21 protein-coding genes are annotated in these 22,626 nt (G+C 68.5%); 14 read left to right on the top strand and 7 right to left on the bottom strand.

The window, feature by feature from the left end; genetic code table 11:
- The first annotated feature begins 61 nt into the window (after positions 1-61).
- Positions 62-889 carry an IclR family transcriptional regulator gene (locus ACWFRF_RS00215; protein WP_387447388.1) on the top strand — a complete coding sequence of 276 codons (828 nt, stop codon included), beginning with the start codon at positions 62-64 and terminating at the stop codon, positions 887-889.
- Here the strand turns inward: ACWFRF_RS00215 and ACWFRF_RS00210 are convergent.
- A complete protein-coding gene (locus ACWFRF_RS00210) occupies positions 886-2,574 on the bottom strand; it encodes an FAD-binding dehydrogenase (RefSeq protein ID WP_452448325.1) in 1,689 nt (562 codons plus the stop codon). The two genes, ACWFRF_RS00215 and ACWFRF_RS00210, sit on opposite strands and share 4 nt — an antisense overlap.
- A gap of 97 nt (positions 2,575-2,671) precedes the next feature.
- On the opposite strand from ACWFRF_RS00210, the gene ACWFRF_RS00205 reads away from it, so the two are divergent.
- The gene (locus ACWFRF_RS00205) at positions 2,672-2,884 is read left to right on the top strand and encodes a hypothetical protein (protein WP_378997029.1); all 213 of its coding nucleotides are present in this window, start codon (positions 2,672-2,674) and stop codon (positions 2,882-2,884) included.
- A gap of 183 nt (positions 2,885-3,067) precedes the next feature.
- Positions 3,068-3,721: a cutinase family protein gene (locus ACWFRF_RS00200; RefSeq protein ID WP_379318408.1), complete on the top strand. Its 654-nt coding sequence runs from the start codon at positions 3,068-3,070 to the stop codon at positions 3,719-3,721.
- Positions 3,722-3,727: 6 nt separating this feature from the next.
- On the opposite strand, the gene ACWFRF_RS00195 is transcribed toward ACWFRF_RS00200, so the two are convergent.
- Entirely contained in the window at positions 3,728-4,330 is a 603-nt protein-coding gene (locus ACWFRF_RS00195; protein ID WP_449961264.1) for a TetR family transcriptional regulator, read from the bottom strand.
- A gap of 149 nt (positions 4,331-4,479) precedes the next feature.
- On the opposite strand from ACWFRF_RS00195, the gene ACWFRF_RS00190 reads away from it, so the two are divergent.
- From ACWFRF_RS00190 to ACWFRF_RS00170, 5 genes are all read left to right on the top strand, one after another.
- Positions 4,480-5,706 (top strand): alkane 1-monooxygenase, encoded by a 1,227-nt coding sequence (locus ACWFRF_RS00190; RefSeq protein WP_452448324.1) that lies wholly within the window; start codon positions 4,480-4,482, stop codon positions 5,704-5,706.
- Complete coding sequence (locus ACWFRF_RS00185; protein WP_378997037.1) at positions 5,703-5,879, top strand: rubredoxin; 177 nt, start codon at positions 5,703-5,705, stop codon at positions 5,877-5,879. The genes ACWFRF_RS00190 and ACWFRF_RS00185 overlap by 4 nt, the downstream gene beginning before the upstream one ends.
- Complete coding sequence (locus ACWFRF_RS00180) at positions 5,876-6,058, top strand: rubredoxin (RefSeq protein ID WP_266289085.1); 183 nt, start codon at positions 5,876-5,878, stop codon at positions 6,056-6,058. Before ACWFRF_RS00185 ends, ACWFRF_RS00180 begins: the two co-directional genes overlap by 4 nt.
- Positions 6,055-7,248 carry an NAD(P)/FAD-dependent oxidoreductase gene (locus ACWFRF_RS00175; RefSeq protein WP_452448323.1) on the top strand — a complete coding sequence of 398 codons (1,194 nt, stop codon included), beginning with the start codon at positions 6,055-6,057 and terminating at the stop codon, positions 7,246-7,248. The genes ACWFRF_RS00180 and ACWFRF_RS00175 overlap by 4 nt, the downstream gene beginning before the upstream one ends.
- Positions 7,249-7,327: 79 nt before the next feature.
- Positions 7,328-8,212: an NmrA family NAD(P)-binding protein gene (locus ACWFRF_RS00170; protein ID WP_452448322.1), complete on the top strand. Its 885-nt coding sequence runs from the start codon at positions 7,328-7,330 to the stop codon at positions 8,210-8,212.
- Between the two features lie 55 nt (positions 8,213-8,267).
- Here ACWFRF_RS00170 and ACWFRF_RS00165 read toward each other — a convergent pair whose 3' ends face one another.
- From ACWFRF_RS00165 to ACWFRF_RS00145, 5 genes are all read right to left on the bottom strand, one after another.
- Positions 8,268-10,280 (bottom strand): SDR family oxidoreductase, encoded by a 2,013-nt coding sequence (locus ACWFRF_RS00165; RefSeq protein WP_452448321.1) that lies wholly within the window; start codon positions 10,278-10,280, stop codon positions 8,268-8,270.
- A gap of 274 nt (positions 10,281-10,554) precedes the next feature.
- Complete coding sequence (locus ACWFRF_RS00160) at positions 10,555-11,658, bottom strand: glycosyltransferase (protein ID WP_452448320.1); 1,104 nt, start codon at positions 11,656-11,658, stop codon at positions 10,555-10,557.
- On the bottom strand, positions 11,655-12,986 hold the full coding sequence (locus ACWFRF_RS00155; protein ID WP_452448319.1) for a glutamate-1-semialdehyde 2,1-aminomutase: 1,332 nt from the start codon (positions 12,984-12,986) through the stop codon (positions 11,655-11,657). Before ACWFRF_RS00155 ends, ACWFRF_RS00160 begins: the two co-directional genes overlap by 4 nt.
- Positions 12,986-14,302: a GNAT family N-acetyltransferase gene (locus ACWFRF_RS00150; protein WP_452448318.1), complete on the bottom strand. Its 1,317-nt coding sequence runs from the start codon at positions 14,300-14,302 to the stop codon at positions 12,986-12,988. The genes ACWFRF_RS00155 and ACWFRF_RS00150 overlap by 1 nt, the downstream gene beginning before the upstream one ends.
- 9 nt (positions 14,303-14,311) lie before the next feature.
- Positions 14,312-15,382 (bottom strand): YveK family protein, encoded by a 1,071-nt coding sequence (locus tag ACWFRF_RS00145; RefSeq protein ID WP_378991886.1) that lies wholly within the window; start codon positions 15,380-15,382, stop codon positions 14,312-14,314.
- Positions 15,383-15,689: 307 nt separating this feature from the next.
- Here ACWFRF_RS00145 and ACWFRF_RS00140 point away from each other — a divergent pair, with 307 nt between their 5' ends.
- From ACWFRF_RS00140 to ACWFRF_RS00115, 6 genes are read left to right on the top strand one after another with little or no spacing between them, the layout of a single operon-like run.
- Positions 15,690-16,514 (top strand): glycosyltransferase family 2 protein, encoded by an 825-nt coding sequence (locus ACWFRF_RS00140; protein WP_452448317.1) that lies wholly within the window; start codon positions 15,690-15,692, stop codon positions 16,512-16,514.
- Positions 16,511-17,875: an O-antigen ligase family protein gene (locus tag ACWFRF_RS00135; protein WP_452448316.1), complete on the top strand. Its 1,365-nt coding sequence runs from the start codon at positions 16,511-16,513 to the stop codon at positions 17,873-17,875. The genes ACWFRF_RS00140 and ACWFRF_RS00135 overlap by 4 nt, the downstream gene beginning before the upstream one ends.
- Entirely contained in the window at positions 17,872-18,936 is a 1,065-nt protein-coding gene (locus ACWFRF_RS00130; protein ID WP_452448315.1) for a glycosyltransferase family 4 protein, read from the top strand. Before ACWFRF_RS00135 ends, ACWFRF_RS00130 begins: the two co-directional genes overlap by 4 nt.
- The gene (locus ACWFRF_RS00125) at positions 18,933-20,531 is read left to right on the top strand and encodes an oligosaccharide flippase family protein (protein WP_452448314.1); all 1,599 of its coding nucleotides are present in this window, start codon (positions 18,933-18,935) and stop codon (positions 20,529-20,531) included. Before ACWFRF_RS00130 ends, ACWFRF_RS00125 begins: the two co-directional genes overlap by 4 nt.
- Positions 20,470-21,507, top strand: coding sequence for a glycoside hydrolase 5 family protein (locus ACWFRF_RS00120; protein WP_378991891.1), 1,038 nt, complete (start codon positions 20,470-20,472; stop codon positions 21,505-21,507). The genes ACWFRF_RS00125 and ACWFRF_RS00120 overlap by 62 nt, the downstream gene beginning before the upstream one ends.
- Positions 21,494-22,591 (top strand): glycosyltransferase family 4 protein, encoded by a 1,098-nt coding sequence (locus ACWFRF_RS00115; RefSeq protein WP_452448313.1) that lies wholly within the window; start codon positions 21,494-21,496, stop codon positions 22,589-22,591. The genes ACWFRF_RS00120 and ACWFRF_RS00115 overlap by 14 nt, the downstream gene beginning before the upstream one ends.
- The last annotated feature ends 35 nt before the right edge of the window (positions 22,592-22,626 follow it).

Here is a 22,626-nt window from a genome sequence, read left to right as displayed (position 1 = left end):
TGCGTAAGCGGAGCTGACAGCTCTAGTCTGTTAGCGCTACGCACTGTGGAGGTTGGATCACATGACGGTCGAGATCGTGACCGAACCGGCGCCCGAGAACCTGTGGACCGGATCGGGCCGGGCGACCGGGGCACCGCCGACGTCGATGATCGAGCGGATGACGCTCATCCTGGACGCGTTCGACGCCGCCACACCCACGCTGACGCTGCTCGGGCTCGCCGAACGCACCGGGCTGCCGCGCTCGACCGTGCATCGCATCCTCGACCAGATGATCCGGCTGCGCTGGCTCGCGCACACTCCGGGCGGCTACCGGCTGGGGCTGCGGGTGCTCGAACTCGGCGGGCTCGCGGCCGAGCAGAACGAACTGCGCGAGGTGGTGGGGCCACTGCTCTACGAACTCAGTCAGCGCACGGGGCTGGTGGGGCACCTCGCGGTGCTGGACGGGCGTGAGGTGTTGTTCCTGGATCGTTCGGGGGGCCGCGGCCGGGTGGTCATCCCGACCCGTGTCGGTGGCAGGCTGCCCGCGCACTCCACGGCGGTGGGCAAGGCGCTGCTGGCCACGCTGGAGCCCGGCATCGCCGAGGCCGCGCTGCGGGGCAATGCCGTGGCACGAACCGCGCGCACGATCGTCGACCGGGCCGAACTGCATCGCGAACTCGCCCGTATCCGCAACCGTCAGGGCGTGGCCGTGGACACCGAGGAGTCGCTGCCGGGCGTGGGTTGCGTGGCGGTGCCGATCCGCGGCCGCGGTGTCGCGGTGGCCGCGATCTCGTTGTCGGGCACGGTCAATGGTGAGCGCACCGCGCTCGACACCGCGCGGCTGGCTCGGGCGCTGGCCGAGGTGGCCAAGGAAGCGTCACGCACCCTGGCCCCCCGGCACCCGCACTAGGCTGCGCGTCGCGCGATCGCTCGACCGGCAGCCCGACCGGAGAAGATGCACCCGCCCAGGAACGTGCCCTCCAGCGCGTTGTAACCGTGCACGCCGCCACCGCCGAACCCGGCGACCTCACCGGCCGCGTACAACCCGGGGAACACCGAGCCGTCCGGGCGCAGCACCTGCGAATCGAGGTCGGTCTGCAGACCGCCGAGGGTCTTGCGGGTCAGCACATTGAGGCGCACCGCGATGAGCGGGCCGTGGGCAGGATCGAGGATGCGGTGCGGCTTGGCGACGCGGAGCTTGTCGCCGAGGAACTTGCGGGCGCTGTTGGTCGCGGTCACCTGCGCGTCCTTGGAGAAGGAGTTGGCGACCTCGCGATCGCGGCCCACGATCTGGTGCTCGAGGGCGGCCAGGTCCAGCTTCGGACCGCGGGAGATGTCGTTCATGCCGTCGACGAGTTCGGCCAGGGAGTCGGCGACCACGAAATCCACGCCGTGCTGCTTGAACGCCTCCACCGGGCCCGGCGCGCCCTTGGCGAGCCTGCTGCGCACCGTGAACTTCAAGTCCTTACCGGTGATGTCGGGGTTCTGTTCCGAACCCGACAGTGCGAACTCCTTCTCGATGATCGACTGGTTCAGGACGAACCACGAGTAGTCGTAGCCCGTCGACAGGATCTGGCGCATGGTCTCGTTGGTGTCGAAACCGGGGAAACACGGTGCGGGCATGCGGTTTCCGTTCGCGTCGAACCACAGCGACGACGGGCCGGGGATGATGCGGATGGCGTGATCGGGCCAGATCGGATCCCAGTTGTGGATGCCCTCGGTGTAGTGCCACATCCGATCGCGGTTGACCAGCGCCGCCCCGGCTTCCTCGGAGATCCCGAGCATCCGGCCGTCGACATAGGCGGGTACACCGGAGATCATGTGCTCCGGGCACGGGCCGAGCCGTTCGGTGGGCCAGTTGCGGCGGATGAGGTCGTGGGCGTGCCCGATGCCACCCGAACTCACGAGAACCGCGGGGGCTCGGAAGGTGAACTCGCCCACCACATCCCGGTTCGAGGCCTGACCGCGGTCGGTGTCGGAGGGGGCGAGAACGCTGCCGCGCACGCCGGTCACGGCGCCGTCGTCGACGATCAGCTCGTCGACGCGGTGCCGGAAGGCGAAGCGGACCAACCCTTTCGCCTCACCGGCCAGCACCGGCTCGCGGAACACCCGCAGTACCTCGGGCCCGGTGCCCCAGGTGAGGTGGAACCGTGGCACCGAGTTGCCGTGTCCGCCCGCCAGGCCACCGCCCCGTTCGGCCCAGCCGACCAGCGGGGTGAAACGCAGACCCAGGGCGTGCAGGTAATCCCGCTTCTCGTCGGTGGCGAAACGGACGTAAGCCTTCGCCCACTCGCGGCCCATCCGGTCCTCGTCGTCGCGGTCGAAACCGGCCGAACCCAGCCAATCCTGCAGTGCCAGTTCGTAGGAGTCCTTGATGCCCATCCTGCGCTGCTCCGGGCTGTCGACGACGAACAGCCCGCCCAGCGACCAGAATGCCTGCCCGCCGAGGTTGGCGCGATTCTCCTGATCGAGCACCAGGACCTTGCGTCCGGCGAGCACCAACTCGTGCGCGGCCACCAGGCCCGCGAGTCCGGCGCCGACGACAATCGCGTCGGGGGTGAAATCTTCGGTGGGCGCAGGCACTGTGCTCGACATGCCTGGAACGTAGCATTGGTTAGTCGGCAGGTGGGGGCAAGTCCTGGAAAACAGCCTGACCTGCGACATCTCATTCGATGAAAGGCTCGACACGCTCATGAACGCCCGAACCCGTACCGGCGCCGCCGTCCTCACACTCGCCGTCGTGGCAGGCCTCGGCGCCACCTCGTGCTCGAAGTCGCGCTGGTGTGAACGCGATCAAGGCGACGTTCTCGTCGCGGACTCCTACTGCGAACGTGGTGTGGCGGGCTACGAGTGGGAGCCCGATCACGACAAGCCCAAGTACAAGAAGAAGCCGAAGAAGCACTGAGGTAGCGCAGCGGCGTTGTGCCGCAGGCGATCCGAGATGTAACCGTGGCGCAGCCGATGCCGAGTTCGCGCCATGACGATGCAGGTCAACGGGTATTCCACCACTGAGCACACCGAATGCTGTTGGGCAGGAGGTGAATCGCTCTTTCTCTATTTCTCACAACGGCGTGAGTGGGTGGGCACGATGACCTATCGGAAGGCAATTCGTATCGTCGCAAGGCAAACAGCGCGAGCGCTGTCGGTGTTGCTACTGACCGCGGGAATCGGGACAGCGATGTCCCCGGGACTGACAGCGTGGGCGCAGGATTGCGCCACCCTCGACGTCGTGATCGCCCGCGGCACAGCAGAACCCGGCTATCTGGGAGCCGCGATCGGCGACCCGCTCTACGCGGTACTGAGCGCGCAACTACCGGTGGACACCACCGCCCATCGCGTGGACTACCCAGCCGACCTGCTGGTGCCGACCTCGATGCCCGACGGCACCCGGGCCATGACCGGCCACCTGCTCGAGCAGGCCGCCGCCTGCCCCGACCAGCGTTTCGTTCTCGTCGGCTACTCCCAGGGCGCGGTGGTCACCCACGGTGTCCTCGGCTCCGTCCCGTTGCCCGGAGCGTGGGTGCTGCCGCCGGAGCTGTCCTCGCGCGTCGTCGCGGTGCTCCTGTTCGGTGACCCCCTGCGATTGATCGGCGGCCCGGTCGCACCGCTGTACGCCGACCGCACCGCGAACTATTGCGCCGCAGGCGATCCGGTGTGCGCGGGCGGGGTGTTCCCAGCCGCGCACGGCAGCTACGGGTGGGCGTTCGCGGCCGCGGCCGGACAGGTGAACGCGCGGTTGTGAGCCCGCTCAGAGCGCGGGCATGACCCCCGACAGGACAGCGCCGACCTGCGCCACCGCGCGGTCGACGCTGCCTGTCGGCTGGAACAGATGACTCAGCGTCAACCGGACCATGATCTCGACGACCGAGGTCAGCTCGTCATCGGTGAGGGACGCGAATTCGTACTGCTCGCGGACGGTGGCACTGAGGGCGGCGACGGCCCGCCCGAGTACCGGTTCCGGGTCGCTTACCAGGGCGGGCAGCAAGGCGGTATCGCCGTCCTGGCGAGCTGAGAGCACCGCCTTGATCAGGGTGTTGTCGCCCGCGGCGCGCAGCGTGTACTCGGCGGCGGCGGTCATGCCGGCGAGCGGGTCGGCCGGATGCCGGGCCAGCGTCTCGGCGATGCCGGTCAGGTAGATGCCGGTCTCACGCTCGATCAGGGCATCCGCGAGCGCCTGCTTGGTGCCGATCTCCTTGTAGAGGACCGGCCTGCTGATACCGACCTCCTTGGCCACCCGCGACATGTTGACCGCGCCCCAGCCCTCGCTGACGACCATCGTGCGCGCGGCGTCGATCATCCGGTCGCGCAGCAGTTGGCGCATTTCTGCCTGAAAGTTCGGTGGTTCGGCCACGTGATCATCCTACATGTGCCCATCGATGTGCTCGTTCATTGACAATCTGCGTGAATGTGTATCCAATCGGAACAACAAGCGCTAATGTGTAAACGAAGACGACTTCGAGCGAGAAGGTGTCCGAAGTCTCGGTGATGAGGAGAATGGCAATGACGACATCTCGAATCGGTGACCACGCAGGATCGGCGGCGCCGCCGCAGTGGCGAGATCCCAAGCGATACCTGTGGCTGTTCGGCCTCGTCGCCCCCAGTGCGACGCTGCTGGCGAGCGGGTTCGTGTGGGCCTTCAACCAGTTCGGCTGGCAGGCCGTCGCGCCCGTGTGGTGGTGGCTCGGGCCGATCCTGCTGTACGTGCTGCTGCCGACCCTCGACCGGTTCTTCGGGCCCGACGGCAAGAACCCGCCCGAGGAGGTGATGGAGCAGCTGGCGAACGACAAGTACTACCGCTACTGCACCTACGCCTACATTCCGTTGCAGGTGTTCAGCCTGGTGTTCGCCTGCTACCTGTGGACCGCGGACAACCTGTCCTGGCTCGGCATCGACGGTGGTCTCGGCCTGATCTCCAAGATCGGTCTGGCCTTCACGATCGGCGCGATGGGCGGCGTCGGCATCAACACCGCGCACGAACTCGGCCACAAGAAGGACGAACTCGAACGCTGGCTGTCGAAGATCACGCTGGCCCAGACCTTCTACGGCCACTTCTACATCGAGCACAACCGTGGCCACCACGTGCGCGTCGCGACGCCGGAGGATCCGGCCAGTGCGCGCTTCGCCGAATCGTTCTGGAGCTTCCTGCCGCGCAGCGTGTGGGGCAGCTTGACCTCGTCGTGGGAGCTGGAGCGCACCCGCATGCAGCGGCTGGGCAAGAGCGCGTTCTCGCTGCAGAACGACGTGGTGAACGCCTGGCTCATGTCGGTCGTGCTGTGGGTGGGGCTGGTCGCGGTGTTCGGTCCGTCGATTCTGCCGTTCCTGGTGATCCAGGCGATCTACGGTTTCTCGCTGCTGGAGACGGTGAACTACCTCGAGCACTACGGTCTGCTCCGGCAGAAGACCGCCTCGGGCCGCTACGAGCGCTGCACCCCCGAGCACAGCTGGAACTCCGACCACATCGTCACCAACATCTTCCTCTACCACCTGCAACGGCACAGCGACCATCACGCCAACCCCACCCGCCGCTACCAGATCCTGCGCCACATGGACGGCGCGCCCGAGCTGCCCAGCGGCTACGCGAGCCTGATCGGCCTGGCCTACGTGACGCCGTTGTGGCGCAAGGTGATGGACCATCGCGTGCTCGCCCACTACAACGGCGACATCACCCGCGTGAACATCCAGCCCAGCAAGCGGGCGCGGGTCCTGGCGAAGTACGGAGTGAACTGATGGCGTACCTCTGCCCGATCTGCGACTACGTCTACGACGAGCGATTCGGCGCTCCCCGTGAGGGTTTCGCGCCCGGCACGGTCTGGTCGCAGATCCCCGACGACTGGTGCTGCCCCGACTGCGGTGTGCGCGAGAAGGTCGACTTCGAACCGAGGGAAGGCGCGACCCGATGAGCGACTATCGACTGTTCCAGTGTGTCCAGTGCGGCTTCGAATACGACGAGGCGCTCGGCTGGCCCGAGGACGGTATCGAACCCGGCACCCGCTGGGACGACATTCCCGACGACTGGTCCTGCCCCGACTGTGGTGCCGCCAAGGCCGATTTCGATATGCGGGAGGTGAGCCGCGGATGAGTGGACGGATCGTCATCGTCGGCACCGGTGTCGCCGGCGCCACCGCCGCCCAGACCCTGCGACGCGAGGGCTACGCCGGTGAGATCGTGCTCGTCGGGGCCGAACCCGACCTGCCGTACCGCCGACCGGCGGTCTCCAAGGAGCTGCTCGCGGGCACTACGCCGTTCCAGCGGGCGGTGCTGAAGCCGGTGAAGTTCTGGGCCGACAACGCGGTCGATCTGCGCCCTGCCACGCTGGTGCGCGCGATCGACACCGACAGCGCGACAGTGCGTTTGAGCACCGGCGAGGTGCTCGGCTACGACAGCCTGCTGCTCGCCACCGGAGCAGGCGCGCGCACGATCGACACTGCGTCCACCCGCGTGCACACCTTGCGCAGACAGGCCGACGTCGTCGCACTGCAAACCGCGATCGACAGGGGCGGCTCGCTGCTCATCATCGGTGGCGGGCTCATCGGCTGCGAAGTCGCCGCCACCGCGCGCGGTCTCGGCGCCGAGGTGACGCTGTTGAACGCCGGGCCGGGGTTGCTCGATCGGGTAGTGCCGAACGCCGTGTCGAACCTGGTGCGCGACATCCACATCGAGCACGGCGTCGTCGTCGAGAACAGTGTCACCACCACACAACTGGTCGACACCGCCACAGGCGTCACCGCGACCACCACCGGCGGCCGCACGTTCACCGCGGCCGCCGCCCTGGTTGCCATCGGCTCGATCCCCGACACCGCCCTGGCCGAATCCGCCGGCATCGCGGTGAACGACGGCATCATCGTCGACCAGCACTACCGCACCTCGGCCCCCGCCGTCTTCGCCGCGGGCGACGCCACCACCGCATTCAACCCCCGCCGTGGCGAATACGAACGCGGCCAACACTGGAACACGGCGATGTCGGACGGCGCCGCGGCTGCCAAAGCCATCCTCGGCCACCCCGCGGCCCCCGCCGAAGTCCCCTGGGGCTGGACCGACCAACACGGCCTGTCGATGCACTTCGCAGGCTGGCTGCACCCCCACGACGACCTGGTCATCGACGGCGACCTCGGCTCCCGGGACTTCCTCGCGATCGCCCTGCACAACGGTCACCCCGTCGGTGCCGTAGCCATGGCCAGGCCGAGAGAACTCCGAGCCACCCGTACCCTCATCGCCGCAGGGCAGCCGTGGTCACCGAGCACTTCCCTCGACCTGGTTCGTTCACGCTGAACCGAGAGCCGGCGAATTCGGCGAAATCTGTCGGCTGTTGCGGTCAGGAACTGGCCGCGATGGGTTTTAGCGTGGGGTTATGGAACTGAGAGAGGACGCGAAGAAGGTTGTTGTCACTACGCCGGTCGGGCATGTGGGGGCTCGGGTTGTGCAGTTGCTGGTGCAGGCGGGGGTCCGGCCGACGGTACTGATGCGCGATCCAGGGCGGCTCGATGCCGCGATGCGGGAGTTCGTCGATGTCGTGCGGGTCGATCAGGGGGATTCGGAGGCGGTGGTGCGGGCCACCGTGGGGGCGGATCGGTTGTTCTGGGTGGATCCGCCTGCGCTGGTGGAGGGTGATCCGGTGGCGGGGTTCGCGCGGATGGGAGCGTCGGCGGCGCGTGCTGTTGTCGAGAACGGGATCGAGGCGACGGTGTTCGTCAGCAGTGTGGGTGCTGAGAAGCGGGGTGGGGCCGGGGAAATCGACGGGCTGGCGCGCACCGAGGAGCTGCTCGACAAGACCGGGGCGAATGTGGTGCACCTGCGGTGCGGCTACTTCTTCACCAATCTGCTGACCCAGCTCGACGAGATCCGGGCGGGCACGCTGTCCACACCGTGGCCGCCCGACCATGCGATGGCCTGGGTGGATCCGCGCGATATCGGTGAGGTGGCGGCGGCCCGACTGCTGTCGGATGCCTGGTCGGGGCGTGTCGTGCAGGCCGTGCACGGTCCGCGGGATCTGACATTCACCGAGGTCGCCGAGATCCTCGGTCGGCAGTTGGGCCATGCGGTCACCCCGATCCACCTCGCCGACAACGAGTTCCGGGAAGCGCTGCGATCAGCGGGCCTCGGACAGGGTCAGATCGACGGAATCGCCGGTATGTCCGCGGGCTTGAGTTCCGGATTCGTCGCGGAGAACCCGCGGACGGTGCTCACCACCACGCCGACGACCCTCGCCGCCTGGGCGAGCACCTGGCTGCGGTGAACCGAACCGGCCGGTCACGACAAACGTCGTGACCGGCCGGGTGTTCAGGGTGATGTCACCAGTGCACGCCGGGCAGCACCCGGCTCATGCGGGCCGCCGAGTTCGGCATCACCATCAGCGGCGCGAAGACCGGGCCGAGGACGGTGAGGGCATTGCGCGTAGGTTCGGCGGGCTCGGTGACCGCGGCGGGAACGGACTTACCCTGTGCCGCAGTGGATTCGCCGAAGAACCGGAACCCGGTGTGCATGATCGTGCGCTTGAGCGAGGGCAGGAACATCTCGACCGCCTGGGCGAAGGTGCCCGCGGGGGTGTCGATGCGGTCGGGGCGTTCCAGCAGAGCGCGGACCACGATGTCGGCCGCCCGGTCGGGGTCGGGCAGGGGCAGCGAACGGTAGAGATCGGTGGGCGCGATCATCGGGGTGCGCACGAGCGGCATCCGGATCGAGGTGAAAGACACACCGTCGCCACGGTTTTCGACGGCGGCGATATCGCTGAAGTTGTCCAGGGCGGACTTGCTCGCGGCATAGGCGGCGAAGCGAGGTGCCTTGGTCTGCACGGCGATGGAGGAGATGTTGACGATGTGGCCGAAGTGACGTTCGCGCATCGAGGGAAGCAGCCCCAGGATGAGGCGGACGGCACCGAAGTAGTTGACCGCCATGGTGCGTTCGAAGTCGTGCATCCGGTCCACCGAGTTGGCCACCGAACGGCGGATGGAGCGACCGGCGTTGTTGATCAGGTAGTCGACATGGTGGTGCTCGGTCAGCACGGTCTTGACGAGGAGGTCGACCGCCTCCGAGTCGGTGATGTCGCAGGGGTAGGAGAACGCGGTGCCCCCTTCGGCGCGCACGGATTCCGCTGCGGCCGTGAGATCTTCGACGCCACGGGCGATCATCAGCACGATCGCGCCACGGCGGGCGACGGCGTGGGCTGTGGCCAGACCGATACCCGAGGACGCGCCGGTGATCAGCACCGTGCGGCCCGAGAGCGGGTGCGCGTCGGCGGCGGGACGACCGCGGTGCGGGTCCAGATTGACGCGCCAGAAGTCCCAGAGACGGTCGGCGTAGGTGTCGAAGGCGGGCACGGTTAGGCCGGGCAGTACCGCCTGGGTGGAATCGGAGACGAAGTCGGCGGTGAATCCGACGTGGGGTGCGACCTCGGCGGGAATACCTGCCTGTTCGAACAGGAAGTCGCGCACCGTGTTCGCGCCGGGCACGTGGCCGAGCCCGCTCAGCGCGCGTGCGCTGCCGGGCACGGTGCCGATGCCGACCGGACCGCCCGCGGCGGCGGCCAGTGCGCGGTAGATCTCCCCGAACGGCTGCGGCCGCGGGTTGACCAGGTGGAATGTGCGCCCGTCCAGGCCGTCGCGGCGCACCAGTCGCACCATCGCCTCGGCGACGTAGTCGACCGGCACCACATTGGTCGCACCCAGATCGGGCAGCGGCAGCGGCAGTTCGGACGGCAGGCCGGCCAGCGTCGAAATGGCCGAGAAGAAGTAGTACGGGCCGTCGATCTTGTCCATCTCGCCGGTCCGCGAATCGCCGACGACGATCGCCGGGCGATATACCCGCCAGCGCACGTCGGTGGCCTCGCGAACAAGTTTCTCCGCGGCGAACTTGGTGCGGTGGTACGGCGAGGTCAGGTTCTGGCCGAGGTCGAAATCCTCCTCGAAGAATTTGCCGCGGTGGTCGCCCGCCACCGCCACCGAGGAGACGTGGTGCAGGGTTGCATCGAGGTTGCGGGCCAATTCGATCACCGAGCGAGTGCCCGCGACGTTGGCCGCGTGGGCGGTCTCCTCGTCGGCGGTCATGTCGTAGACCGCGCCGAGGTGCAGTACGTGATCGGCACGCGGTGCGCCGTCACCGAGACCGAGGCCGTCGGCGGTCAGGTCCCCGACCAGCGCGAACACGCGGTCGCTGTCGGGATGTTGCGCATTGTGCGCGGTGAACTTGGGCAGCGACTCGGCGCGCACCAGCACGTGCACGATCGCGGTGGGGTCGGCTGCGAGCAGCCCCCGCACCACGCGTCGACCCAGAAATCCGGTACCGCCTGTCACGATGTAGGAAACCATCGCTCCTCCTGAAAATCTCGAAACACGGTGTCGCGCAACAGTGATCGGCATGCGGCGGTGAATGCGAAATCAACGGTTGAGGTCCAGCAGCAAAGTGGCTGGAGAGAAACCGGGCACATCGTCGTCCCGGCTACGCTTACCGTACTCGTCAGTAACCTAGCCGGGCAAGCTGATGGCGTGGTATCACCGTGTGGGAATTGTCACCCATCGCCGCAGGTCAAAGGGTATGTGTGACAGATACTTTCAGTAACCGAGAGTTTCAGACAACATGTCGCTACCGATCCGCCAGGACGTCGCCGACAGTGCTCGCGATCCTGGTGCGGAACACCTCGGGGGCGAAGGTGCGGGCGTGCTCGCGGATCTTCGCGGGATCGTAGGACGCCGAGCGGAATTCGCGCATCACGTCGGCCAGCGCCGCGACGACGTCCGCATCGGATCCGGCCGGTACGTACTCGCCGGTGACGCCGGGGCGCACCGTATCGAGGGCGCCACCGGCACCGACCGCGAGCACGGGCGTGCCGCAGGCCATCGCCTCCACCGGGACGATGCCGAAGTCCTCGATGCCCGGCATGAGCAGGGCCTGGCAGCGCCGGTACATGTCCTGCAACAGCTCGCCGGAGGTGGCGCCGAGGAAGGTCGTCTCCGAGCCCGCGATCTCGTCGAGCTGCGCGCGGAACCGGCCTTCGCCGAGAACCACCAGGCGAACCCCGGCCCGCTGCGCGGCGCGAATGGCGAGGTCGGCGCGCTTGTAGGGCACGAGCCTGCCCGCGCACAGGAAGAAGTCCTCGCGTGCCACCGACCGATCAGGGGTGAAGCGGCTGACCTGCACGGGCGGGTTGACGACCGAGGCGGGCAGCCCCCACCATTCGGTGACCCGCTCGGCGACCGCGTGCGAGTTGGCGATGACGTGGGTGAGCCGCGGGGCGGCGCGCAGTTCGCCCCGCCGGGCCAGGGTGCCCAGTGCGCCCAGCGCCAGCTGCCCGATACGACCGCCTGCCTCCTGTGCGCGGAATTCGCGATCCCACGCCCAGCGGGCGGGGGAGTGCACGTAGGCGACCACCGGTGCGTCGGTGGCCAAGGCGGCCTGGGTGGCGAACGCGTGATGGCTGATCACCACGACATCGAAGTCGCGCAACGGCATTCGCCGCAGCGCGCGCGGGACCAACGGGAGCAGGGGAGCGTGCCTGCCGCCGGTGTAGGTGTGCGCCGTGCTGAGCCAGGTGTCGTGCACAGTGCGCACGGGCTCGCGCAGGCCGCCCGGCGCGACGATCGGTGCGAAAACCTCGGCATCGGGCCAGGTTTCGACGAATTCGCCGACCACGGCCTCGGAGCCGCCGAACTCGGTGAAACGTTCGTGGACGATGGCGACACGGGTCATCGGCGGGTGCTCGCTTCGATCTGTCGGGGCGCGGCGGTGCGACGCAGGGTGGGGGCGACCGGGCGACCGGTCAGCAGGCCGTCGACGGTGCCACGGGCGAGGGCGGTGCGGTACACCCGAGCGGCCTCGGCGAACGCGGCGATGGTGTGGTCGACGGCGGTGTCGTCGTGGGCGGCCGAGGTGACGAACGACTGACCGAGGACGCCTCGGGTCAGCATCTCCTGGATGAACAGGGTTCGAAAGGCTTGCGAAGCAACACCATCGGCGTCGTGCGTGCGGAAAATGGAGCAGGACGGGCGACCCGTCACCGACAGGTGCCCGGCAATGCCGAGCTCGGCGGCGATCGCGTTCGCTCCCGCGGCCAACCGGCTACCGGCCGCTTCCATCCGGGCGACCGGGTCCTCGGTGCGGTAGGCGTGCACCACCGCGCGAAACGCCGCCAGCGACGCGGTCTCCGGGCCGTGCGTGGTCGACAGCAGGAACACGCGGTCGTGGTCGGTCCGAAGCCCGCCGCGTTCCATGAACTCGCGTTTGCCCGCCAGCGCCGCGATGGGGAAACCGTTTCCCATCGCCTTGCCCCAGCACGACAGATCGGGGGCGACGCCGTATACGGCCTGCGCGCCACCCGCCGACCAGCGGAAACCGGTGATCATCTCGTCGAAGACCAGCAGGGCGCCGTACCGGTCGCACAGGTCGCGGACCGCGGACAGGTAGCCGTGTTCGGGTTCGCCGGTGGCGGTCGCGGGTTCCATCACCACGGCGGCGATCGGCGACGCGGCCAGGACTCGACGCAGCGCGGAGAGGTCGTTGTAGGGGAAGGTCACGGTGTCGACCGGGGGGATACCAGCTGACATCGGTGTGGTGCCGATGAACCAGTCGTCGACGGAGAAGAAGGGCTGCTGACAGACCGCGACGCGTTCGCGTCCGGTCACCGCGCGGGCCAGGCGCACCGCGGCGGTGGTCGCGTCGGAACCGTTCTTGGTGAACTTCACCATGTCGGCGCCGGGCACCAGATCCAGGAAGTCCTGGGCGGCCAGCAGTTCCAGCTCGGTGGGGCGGGTGAAGCTGACCCCGTCGGCGATGGTCGACGACACCGCGTCCAGCACGGGTCGGTACGCGTGGCCGAGCGTCACCGACCGCAACCCCATCCCGTATTCGACATAGCGATTGCCGTCGGCGTCCCACACGTGCGCGCCCTTGCCGCGCACCAGGATCGGCGCCATGTTCTCCGGGTACTGATCGGCGCCACGGGCGTAGGTGTGCGCGCCGCCCGGCACCAGATCGTGCAGGCGGGCCTGGATCTCATTGCTGCGCTGGAACGTTCGCATCAGCGGCGACCTCCGTGACTCGGTGGTGTGGTCAGGGCCCACAGGCGATGGTCGGCGCGGACGCCCGTGGGGCCGCAATGGTCGTGGAGCACACCTTCTTCGGTGAAATGGGCGGCAGTCAAAGCGGTGTTCGGCGCGGGGTCGGCGCTGGGGACTTCGGCGGCGATCCGCCGAAGCCCGAGTTCGTCGAACCCGTGTTCGGCGACTGCTCGCAGCGCCGCCCCCAGCTGCGTGGCCTCGACGAGCTCGGGATCCGCCCAGGCCGACAGCCGGGCGACGCGCCCGGTCATCGTCGGTTCGAACAATCGGATCTCCCCGGCGTACCGGCCCTCGGTGCGGAGTACGAGGACCAGCCCGCCGGGTGACCGCAACCCGTGACGGGCGTTGCGCAGGGCGCGGTGCCACTCGCGCCGATGCCGGCGCCGGTCGGTCGGTGCGAGCCGGGCGCGGTGTGCGGTAGCGGCCGCCTGCCAGTCGACCCGGTCGGTGCGGGACAGGCTGCGCACCGCGATGTTCGGTGCGCCGGTGACGGTGATCCGCACCGCCCGGGCGAGCGCGTATCGACGCAGACGGCGAACGACCATCCACAGGAACAGCCGCAGCGCGGCGATCGCGATGATCGCCGGTGCGGGCCCACCGGTGCGCGAGGATGGATCGGTTGCCGGCGCTGGGAACCGTGGCGTAACCGCGAAAGTCTCGGGGGTCGAACTGTCACGTGCGGTCCACGCCCACAACGCGTGGTCACGCAGCGACCCACCCGCGTCGAAGGCCACGGCCATGGTGGCTTCCTTGCGGAAGCCGAGGGCGCGCACCGATCCGGCGGCGGGCAGGTTGGCGGGCGAGATCGGTGCGACAACGCGTACCAGCCCGAGCGCGGTGACCCCGTAGTCGAGCAGCATCGCGCCCGCCACGGTGATCACCCCGTGGCCTGCCCAGCGGGCGTCGATCCAGGCGCTGGACTCGGCGGTCCTCGTCGCAGTGTCGATGACGCAGTACTCCAACTGTCCGACGAATTGTCCGTCGACCTCGATCGCACCCGCGTAGCGGCGTCCGGCGCGCATGTCGGCACGGGCCAGCAGACATTCGCGCGCCCAGCGCCGCGCGGTGTGCCGTCGTTCCCACGGCAGCGGGGAGGTGCTCCAATACGGTTCGATATGGGCGCGATCACGCAGTCGGATCTCGCGCCACGCGGCGAAATCCGACATCCGGGGTGGGCGCAATCGGATCTCGTGGCCGTTGTGCCGCACCGGGCCGAGGGTCAGCTGTGACAATTCGCGGTCGCTCGGCCGTTGTTTGCTTCGGTAGGAGATGGTCACGCCGCGGAGCTAGCTGTCGCGTGGTTCGGTGGGAGTCGCGCGCGGACTGCCCGGCGTGTACCCGACCCGAGGCAGCGCCATGGTCTCGGGATCGTGCGAGAGGGTGGCCGAGCGCGGGGTGACCGGGGCAGCGCGGCGTGGCGGCGTGTCGAACGACGCCGGGGGAGTCGGCGACGCGCGCATCCGGGAATCGGCAGCGGGTGCACGGGTTTCCACTGCAGGAGCACGGTTTTCGGGTGCTCGGGTTTCCGGCGTGGGCGCGACCTTGTCGATGTCGACCCCCGTGGGATCGGCAGGCTTCTTGCCGCCACGTCGACGGCCACGAGCCACCCCGGCCAGCACCAGACCTTCGGCGACCACGATCACTGTGGCCAGCGCGGCGAACAGCCCTTCCTGCACCGGGTGCGGGGCGACCAGTTCCCAGGAGGGCGCGGTGAGCACCGTCAGACGCGCCGGACCGAGTACCTGGCGGAACTCGGTCTCGCGCGCGACATCACGGGCGTCGAAACTCAACTCCGGGCGCAGCGGATCATCGGAGAGCCGCTTGGAGAAGGTGTCCTCGACCGCGCGCCGGTGTGCCTCCAGGTCGGCTGCGGACCGGGCGATCGCCTCGGTCCGCATCTGGGAACCGACGCTGTCGAGCGACTGTTCGACCGCCACGACCAATTTCGAGGCCTGCTCGGGCGAGCCGGCCTCGGCGGTGATGATCAGCAACGACGGCGCGGGACCGGTCATCGCCGACACCCGGGAGCGCAGATCCGCTTCCGAGGGTGCGAGCCCGTTCTTCACCACATCCGAGAGCACGCGGGTATCGGTGACCATCACGATGTAGGGCTGGGTCAGTTCGTTGAACACCGCGCCGATCGAGGGCTGCGAGATCTGGACAGTGATGCTCGCCTGGTAGGTCCGCTCGCTCCCGTCACGAACCAACCACACCGCGCCGCCGACGATGATCGCGGCGACCAGGGCGAACGGCAGGACCCGGATCAGTTGGCGGAGGTGGCCCGCGATGTTCACCACAGGCATCGACCGCCCGCCGGAGTCGAGGTCGGCGGTCGACGGCGACTCGGTACTGCTCACACTTCCCCCACATTTCACGCATCAACACTTCTCGATCACCGGCCCCCGAAGCCGGTACGGCCGTCACTTCGGCACGACCGAGTTGCGATGACGATACCTCAGGTCGGCCGGACGGTCGTGTCGGCGAACGCGGCCGAACCCCGCCGAACCTGCACTGTTCACTCGCCGGTAAGTCGCTGGGAATTCCACGGCGAACATCCGCGGGACCCTCCAGGTAGTCTGATCTACGTTCGCCCTTGATGGGTGCGGGACGGCTGAGCCGTCGGCAAATGGATGTCATTGAGGGGTAACGGCTGTGGGGGTTCGAGTGTCGGTATGTGTACCGGCCTTCAACGCGGCGCGCACGATTGTCGAGACGCTGGAGTCGATCAGCGCGCAGGATTTCGACGACCTCGAGATCGTGGTCGTCGACAACGCGAGCACCGATGGCACGGGTGATCTCGTGCGGGCGTTCGACGATGCGCGCATTCGGTTGTACACCAACGACACCACCTTGCCGATCGAGCAGAACTGGAATCGGGCGATCGAACTGGCCGGCGGCGAGCTGGTCAAGCTGGTCTGCGCCGACGACATGATCGCCCCGGGCTGCCTGTCGGCGCAGGTCGAGTCGATGGACGATCGCGAGATCGCGGTCGCCGGCGCCAAGTTCGACGTCGTCGACGACGACGGTGTGGTCCTCGCACGGGGGCGCGGGCTGCCAGGACTGGTGGGTCGATGCTCGTCGCAGACCGTGCTGCGCACGCTCGTACGCAAACTACCCGACGACGTGTGCCCGACCGCGGCGTTCCTGTTCCGTCGCGCTGATTTCGCCGCTACCACCGGTTTTCGCGCGGACTTCCTGTACGCGATGGATGTCGACCTGGTCGCGCGGCTGTGCGGACGCGGAGAGTTCTTCGGCCACGATCGGGTGCTCGCGATCAACCGCGCGTCGGTGTTCAACTACTCGAGTACGACATCGTCGGCGAGCAAATTCGCCGACGTGCTGCGGTTCAACCACCATCACCATCGGCAGTTCGCTGACCGCGTCGGTGTGATCGATGTCCTGATCGGCGACGGTCGCGTGCTGCGCCAGGCGCTGGTCCGGGTATCGGCGCGGGCCGCGCGGTTGTTCGGGCGAGGCGCGCGGCAGTGAGCTCCCTGTTGTACGTGGTGGCCCTGCCGGTGGCATGGGTCTTCCTGCGCTGGATCTGGCATCGGCCCCAACGCGGGGTGTTGCTGGTGGCGGCGTTGGTGCCGTTCAACGGATTGCTGCTGATCGCGCCGGCGTGGATGCGGGTCGACGGCTGGAAAGAAGCGATGCTGCTGCTCACCCTCGCGGTGGCGGCGTTCGTGCCCCACGGGCGAGTCGACCCGCGTCCGGTGTTGCCGTGGTGGTCGATCGGCGTGGTGCTGTGTGTGTTCGGGGTCGGTTCGGCGTTCCTGACAGCCGGAATTCTGGGCATTTTCGCGATCAAGATCACGTTCTTCTACTTCATCGTGGTGCCGCTGATCCTGTACCTGCGGCCGTTCACCGCGCGCGATCGCGATCTGCTCATCACGATCATGATGGTCGAGTCGGTCGGAATCGCGGTCTTCGGCTTGGCGCAGCAGGCGATCGGGCCCGCCGGGCTCGCGGAGATGGGCTACAAATTCAACGAGACGATCCGGTTCTCCGGTGGTCTGATGCGCTCGTTCGGATCGTTCAACCAACCGTTCCCGTTCGCGTTCTATCTGGTCACCGTCTTGCTGGTGGGCGGATCAGTCGCGCTGGCCGCGCCGCGACGGCTACGCAATCGACTGTTCCTGCTGACGACTCCGGTGCTGGTGGCCGGTGTCGCGGCCAGCGTCGTGCGCGCCGCGCTCCTCGGGTTGCTGATCGGCGTGCTGGTGCTCGCGGTTGTGCGCTATCGGCGACAACTCAAAGCGGTGATCATCGGCGGGGTCGCGTTGATCGTGGTGGCCGGCGTCGGGGCGTCGTCGCAGGCGCGCAGTTCGCTGTTGTCCTCGGACAGCCTGGCCGCGCGCGAGACCGGGTGGAAGGTCGTGACCAGAACGGTTCCGAGTCATCCGTTCGGTGAGGGCCTCGGCTCCACGGGGGCGGCCAAGGCGGCCCAACTCGTCGCCGAGCTCGGCCCGGCCGCCGAGAAATTGCCCTATGCCACCGGCGAAGTCCAGATCTACGGGCGCCCGTACCAACCCGACAACTACTACGTGAAGCTGCTCATCGAACTCGGGCCGATCGGGGTGTGGTTGTTCTGCGCGATCCTGGTGGTGATCTATCTGCTCGCGCTGCGTTCGGCGCGCACGATGACCGGCAACGACGCCGCACTGGCCCTCGGTGTCGCGGCGGCCGTGTTGTCGAGTGCGGTCGCGGCGGTCGCGTCGAGCTACTTCGAGATCTTTCCCAGCGATTTCTACTTCTGGTTGCTCGCCGCGGTCGTCGGCTGCGCGGTCTCCCAGCACTCCCCAGCCCAGGCCGTCGAGCGCAGCCCCGTCCCCGAACAGGTGTCATGAATTCTGCTGCGAACAGCCGGCCCACCGTGTGTTTCGGGGCCTTGGCCTACCGACCCGACGGCGCCGGGGTATCGACGTATCAGCGGGAACTGCTGGCGCAGTTGCCCGCGCTGTTGCCGGGTGCCGAGCTGTCGGCGCTGGTCCAAGCCGACGCGGCGAGTTCGCTGCCGTCCACCGTTTCGGCGGTGTCGCGGCCGGTCGCGGCGGGTGCTCGCCGCGCGTGGCACGGCGTCGCGCCGCTGCGCGGATTCGATGTGTTCCACGGCCTCGATGTCGACCTTCCGCTGGTCGGGCCGCGCGCCACGGTCGCCACGGTGCACGACCTGTCGGTTTTCGATGTGCCGTGGGCGTTCAGCCGCTATCGGGCGCGCGGGGAACAGCTGCTGGTCCGGACGTCGTTGATGCGGGCCGATCTGCTGATCGCGGTATCGGAATTCACCGCCGAACGGATCGCGGACAAGTTCGGCCGTGCGGCGGTCGTCGTGCCGCTCGCTCCCGCCGACTGGGCGCGCGTCCCCGAGGCCTCCGCAGTGGACCGGGTGCGTGCCGACTACGACCTGCCGCCTCGATTCATCCTGCAGGTGGGGACCGTCGAGCCGCGCAAACAGGTCGGGTTGCTCGCGGAAGTGGCGCGTGCCCTCGACATTCCGCTCGTGCTGGCCGGGGCCGGATCCACCGGTCCGCAGGCCCCGGCCACCGCGATCGGTCTCGGTTATGTCGACGCCGCCGATCTGCCCGCGCTGTACGCGGCCGCGACCGTGGTGGCCTACTGCTCGGAGTACGAAGGATTCGGGCTGCCGCCGGTGGAGGCCATGGCGTGCGGTGGCGCGGTGGTGGCCAGCGCGGTCGGCGCGCTGCCACAGGTCTGTGGCGACGGCGCCGTGCTGGTCGCGCGCGCGAATGTCGAGTCGTGGACGGCGGCCGTGCGCCCACTGCTGCACGACAGCGTCGGTAACTCCGCACTGCGCGAGCGTGGTCTCGCCGCGGCGTCGACGCTGAGCTGGCGGGCCACCGCCGAGGCGACGGTCGGCGCCTATCGCGGCGCCGGGTTGATTCCGTGACGACCGAGGCGAAACCGTCGGTTCCCGATCGCCCGATCGGGGGCCGCGCCGCGCTGTCGGGCCGGGCCGCCGCCAACAACACCGCCGCGATGCTGGCCAGCCGGATCTTCGCCGCGGTGCTCGGCCTGCTCGGCACCATGCTCACCGCCCGCATGCTGCCCGCGGTCGAATGGGGCTACTTCTCCTTCGTGTTCGGTCTGCTCGGCATGCTCGCGATCGTCACCGATCTGGGTGTCGGGCGCGCGGTCATCGGCAAACTCGTGCACGGCGAGCCCGCCGAGGTCGCCGAGATCGCGAGCTCGTTCATCGCGCTGCGGACCGTACTCGGGCTGCTGGGCTACGGGGTGGCCCTGGGCTATGTGGTGGTGCTCGATTGTCCACCGCAGGTCATCGCGGCGACAGCCATCGCGGGGCTGGTCGTGGTGGTCGCGACGCCGAGCAACGCGCTCACCGTGCTGTTCCAGTCGACCATGCGCTTGACCTTGGTCGCCGCGGCGGAGTCGATCGCCCGCCTTGTCCAGGTGGCGCTGACCGTCGTGGCGGTGCTGTGGGCACCGACCTTGCTGATCGTGGTGATCCCCGCCGTGGTGTACGAACTGATCGCCATCGCGATCAAGATCGTCGGCGTGGGGCGGGGGCTCGGTGGACCGATCCCGGCGCGCCGCGTCGAACTGCGCTGGTGGGGCGGCATGCTGCGTGAGGCGCTGCCGCTGAGCATCGGCCTGGCCTTGATCATCATGCTGCAGAAGGTCGGCCTGCTGCTGCTGGGTCATTTCGACACCTTCGAATCCGTCGGGATGTTCGCGGTCGGTATGAAATTCGCCGACCTCGTCGACACCGCGGCGATCGCGGTCGTCGCCCCGTTGACCACGCTGCTGATCGCGGTATGGCCAGCCGACCCCACCGGATTCCGGCGCTACTTCCGCCAGTCGGGTGCCGCGCTGACGGCCCTCGGCCTTGCCGCGCTGGTCGCCTTCTGGCCGGTCGCGACCCAGGTGATCGACCTGCTCTTCGGTGCGAAGTTCGTGTCCGCGGTCGACGCGAGTCGCTACCAGATCATCGGCGGACTGCTCGGCGCGCTGGCCCATCTGGGCCTGGTCGCGCTGATGGCTGCCGGGCGCAACTACCTGATTCCCTGGATCGCGTTGCTCGCGTTGGCCGTCGACCTGGCGTTGTCGTGGCCGCTGATCGCGTGGCTGTCGTTCGAAGGCGCGGCCGTCGCCGGTCTGGTGGCCAACGTCGTTCTGCTGATCGGGGTGTGGCTCGCGCTCGTCGCCACGGTGCGGATCGGGCGGTTGATCCCGGTCGCCTCGGTGGTGTCGGTCAGCGCCGTCGCCGCCGCGGTGATCGTCCCCGCGACGATGATTCAGCAGCGGTGGGAGCCGCCGTGGATTGTCACCTCGACGGTGGCCGGTGTGTTGTACCTTTTCCTCGCCGGCTGCGTTGTGCGCTGGACCGACGGATTGACGATACGAAGCGTGCGAGGGCCGAAATCTGATGACACTGTGGCGATTCGCTCGGATGATCACCACCGTGGCTCTCACCCTCACCCTGCTCGGATGCGGGACACCGACGATGTCGACCGTGCTCGATGAGCGCGTGAACGAGACCGGACTCGGCATCGCGGGCGGGCACTCGTGGCTCACGCTGAGCACCGGCGAATTGGACCGCCAGATGAAGGGCGTGGTCGACGCGGGCGCCACCTGGATCAGGATGGATCTGGACTGGTCGCTCATCGAGCACGATCGTGGCCGCAAGGACTGGTCGATGACCGATCGGGTGGTGCGGTCGGCGCGCGCCCATGGGCTGCACGTGCTGGCCATCCTCACCTACTCACCGCCGTGGGCACGTCAGGACCCGGGGCCCGGCGGAAACAAGGTCGCCCCGTACCCCGCGCTGTTCGGCCAATTCGTCGCCGACGCGGTCGAGCGTTACCGCGATCAGATCAAGCACTGGGAGGTCTGGAACGAGCCCAATGTCACCAGCTTCTTCGCGCCGTTGCCCCATGTGGGTCTGTACGCCCAGTTGCTCCACCAGGCGGCGACGGCCGTGCGCACCCGCCAGCCGGGTGGTCAGGTGTTGGTCGGTGGCTTGGCGCCCGCTGCCGACAACGGCCGCGACATCGCGCCGTCGACGTTCATCGAGCGCCTCTACGCGCTGGGCTCGGCTCTCGACTTCGACGCCATCGCGGTGCACCCCTATTCCTATCCGGAGCTGCCCTCGTCACCGAGCCGGGACAATGCCTTCCAGAACCTGACTCGAATTCGGGCGATCATGGACGCGCGCGGCGACACGTCGAAGCGGTTGTGGCCCACCGAATTCGGCGCGCCGACCGGTACCGGAGCACGCGCGGTCGACGAGCAGACCCAAGCCGAGATACTCGGCGGCGGCCTGGACTCGATGGCGGCGATGCCCAATATCGGCCCTGTTTTCGTCTACTCCCTGATCGACGCGGGCGACGATCGCCAGAACCTGGAGGACAACTTCGGCATGCTCCGTCGTGACTATTCGGCGAAACCGGCACTGGCGCAGGTCCGCGCCCGCGCGGAGGTGCTCCGTGCGGGGCAGTGACGACGGGCGCGAGCTGGTATTCGTCGCTCACACCGGACAGGCGTCGGGCGCGGAGAACGTGATGCTCGCCCTCGTGGACTTGGCGCTGGAACGTGGCTACCGGGTGCGGGTCGCCTGCCCGGATGGTCCGTTGCGGGAACGGCTGCCCGCCGAAGTCGAGCACATCGGCATCGCCGGGCTGGGGCTGGCGGGTGAACGGGGCCTGCGCCGGTTGACCGCCGCGCTGGTCATGCTGAAGAACTGGATCGGTGCGGCGTGGCGACTTCGGAAGCCGCTGCGCGACAGCCGAACCCGAATCATCGTCAATTCGACCATGGCGTTGCCCGCGCTGGCGCTGGCCTGTCCGCATCGGCGCTCGGCGGCCTGGTTGGTCCACGACATCCTCGCCAGCCGACGGCAATACGGCGCAGCCTGGGCCGGTCGTGCCGCGGTGGGCCACGCCATCGCGGTCTCCGAGACCGCCGCGGAGCCGCTGCGCCGGCGCGGCTTCGATGTCGATGTCGTGTGCAACGGCGTGACCTGGCCGGTCGAACCCGCGCCCGTCATCGAGCGCACGCCACCGGTGGTCGGCATCCTGGGGGTGGTGACCTCATGGAAGGGCCACCACGTTCTGCTGGAGGCCGTCGCGGGGTTGCCCGAGGTGCGACTCGAAATCGCCGGTCGGGCATTGCCCGGCGACGTGACGTATCTGGCCGAGCTCCGCGAGCGCGCCGAGCAGCCCGACCTCGCCGGTCGGGTCGCCTTTCTCGGTCAGGTCGACGCGATGACCACCCTGCGGGGCTGGGACGCGGTGATCTCGGCCAGCGTGCTGCCCGAGGCCGGTCAGCTCGTCGTCCTCGAGGCGATGAGCCTGGGTGTCCCGGTGATCGCCACCGATCACGGTGGTTACGCCGACGACCGCGTCATGGTGTGCGTTCCCCCCGCTGATCCGGTCGCGCTGCGAGCGGCGATCGAGCGGGTCACCGGCGACCCGCGGTTGCGGTCGCGCTTGCACGAGGACGGTCGGGCTCGTGTCGCGGCGGCACACGATCGGTCCCGCACGCTGCCGCAGATGCTCGACGCTCTGCTCGGCACGGCACGGTGACAGTGACGGACCCGGCGAGTGAACTCACTCGCCGG

Source organism: Nocardia sp. NPDC055165 (genome assembly GCF_053606985.1).
The sequence above is the reverse complement of the archived record's forward strand: the minus strand, read 5'-3'. Positions and strand labels throughout refer to the sequence as shown.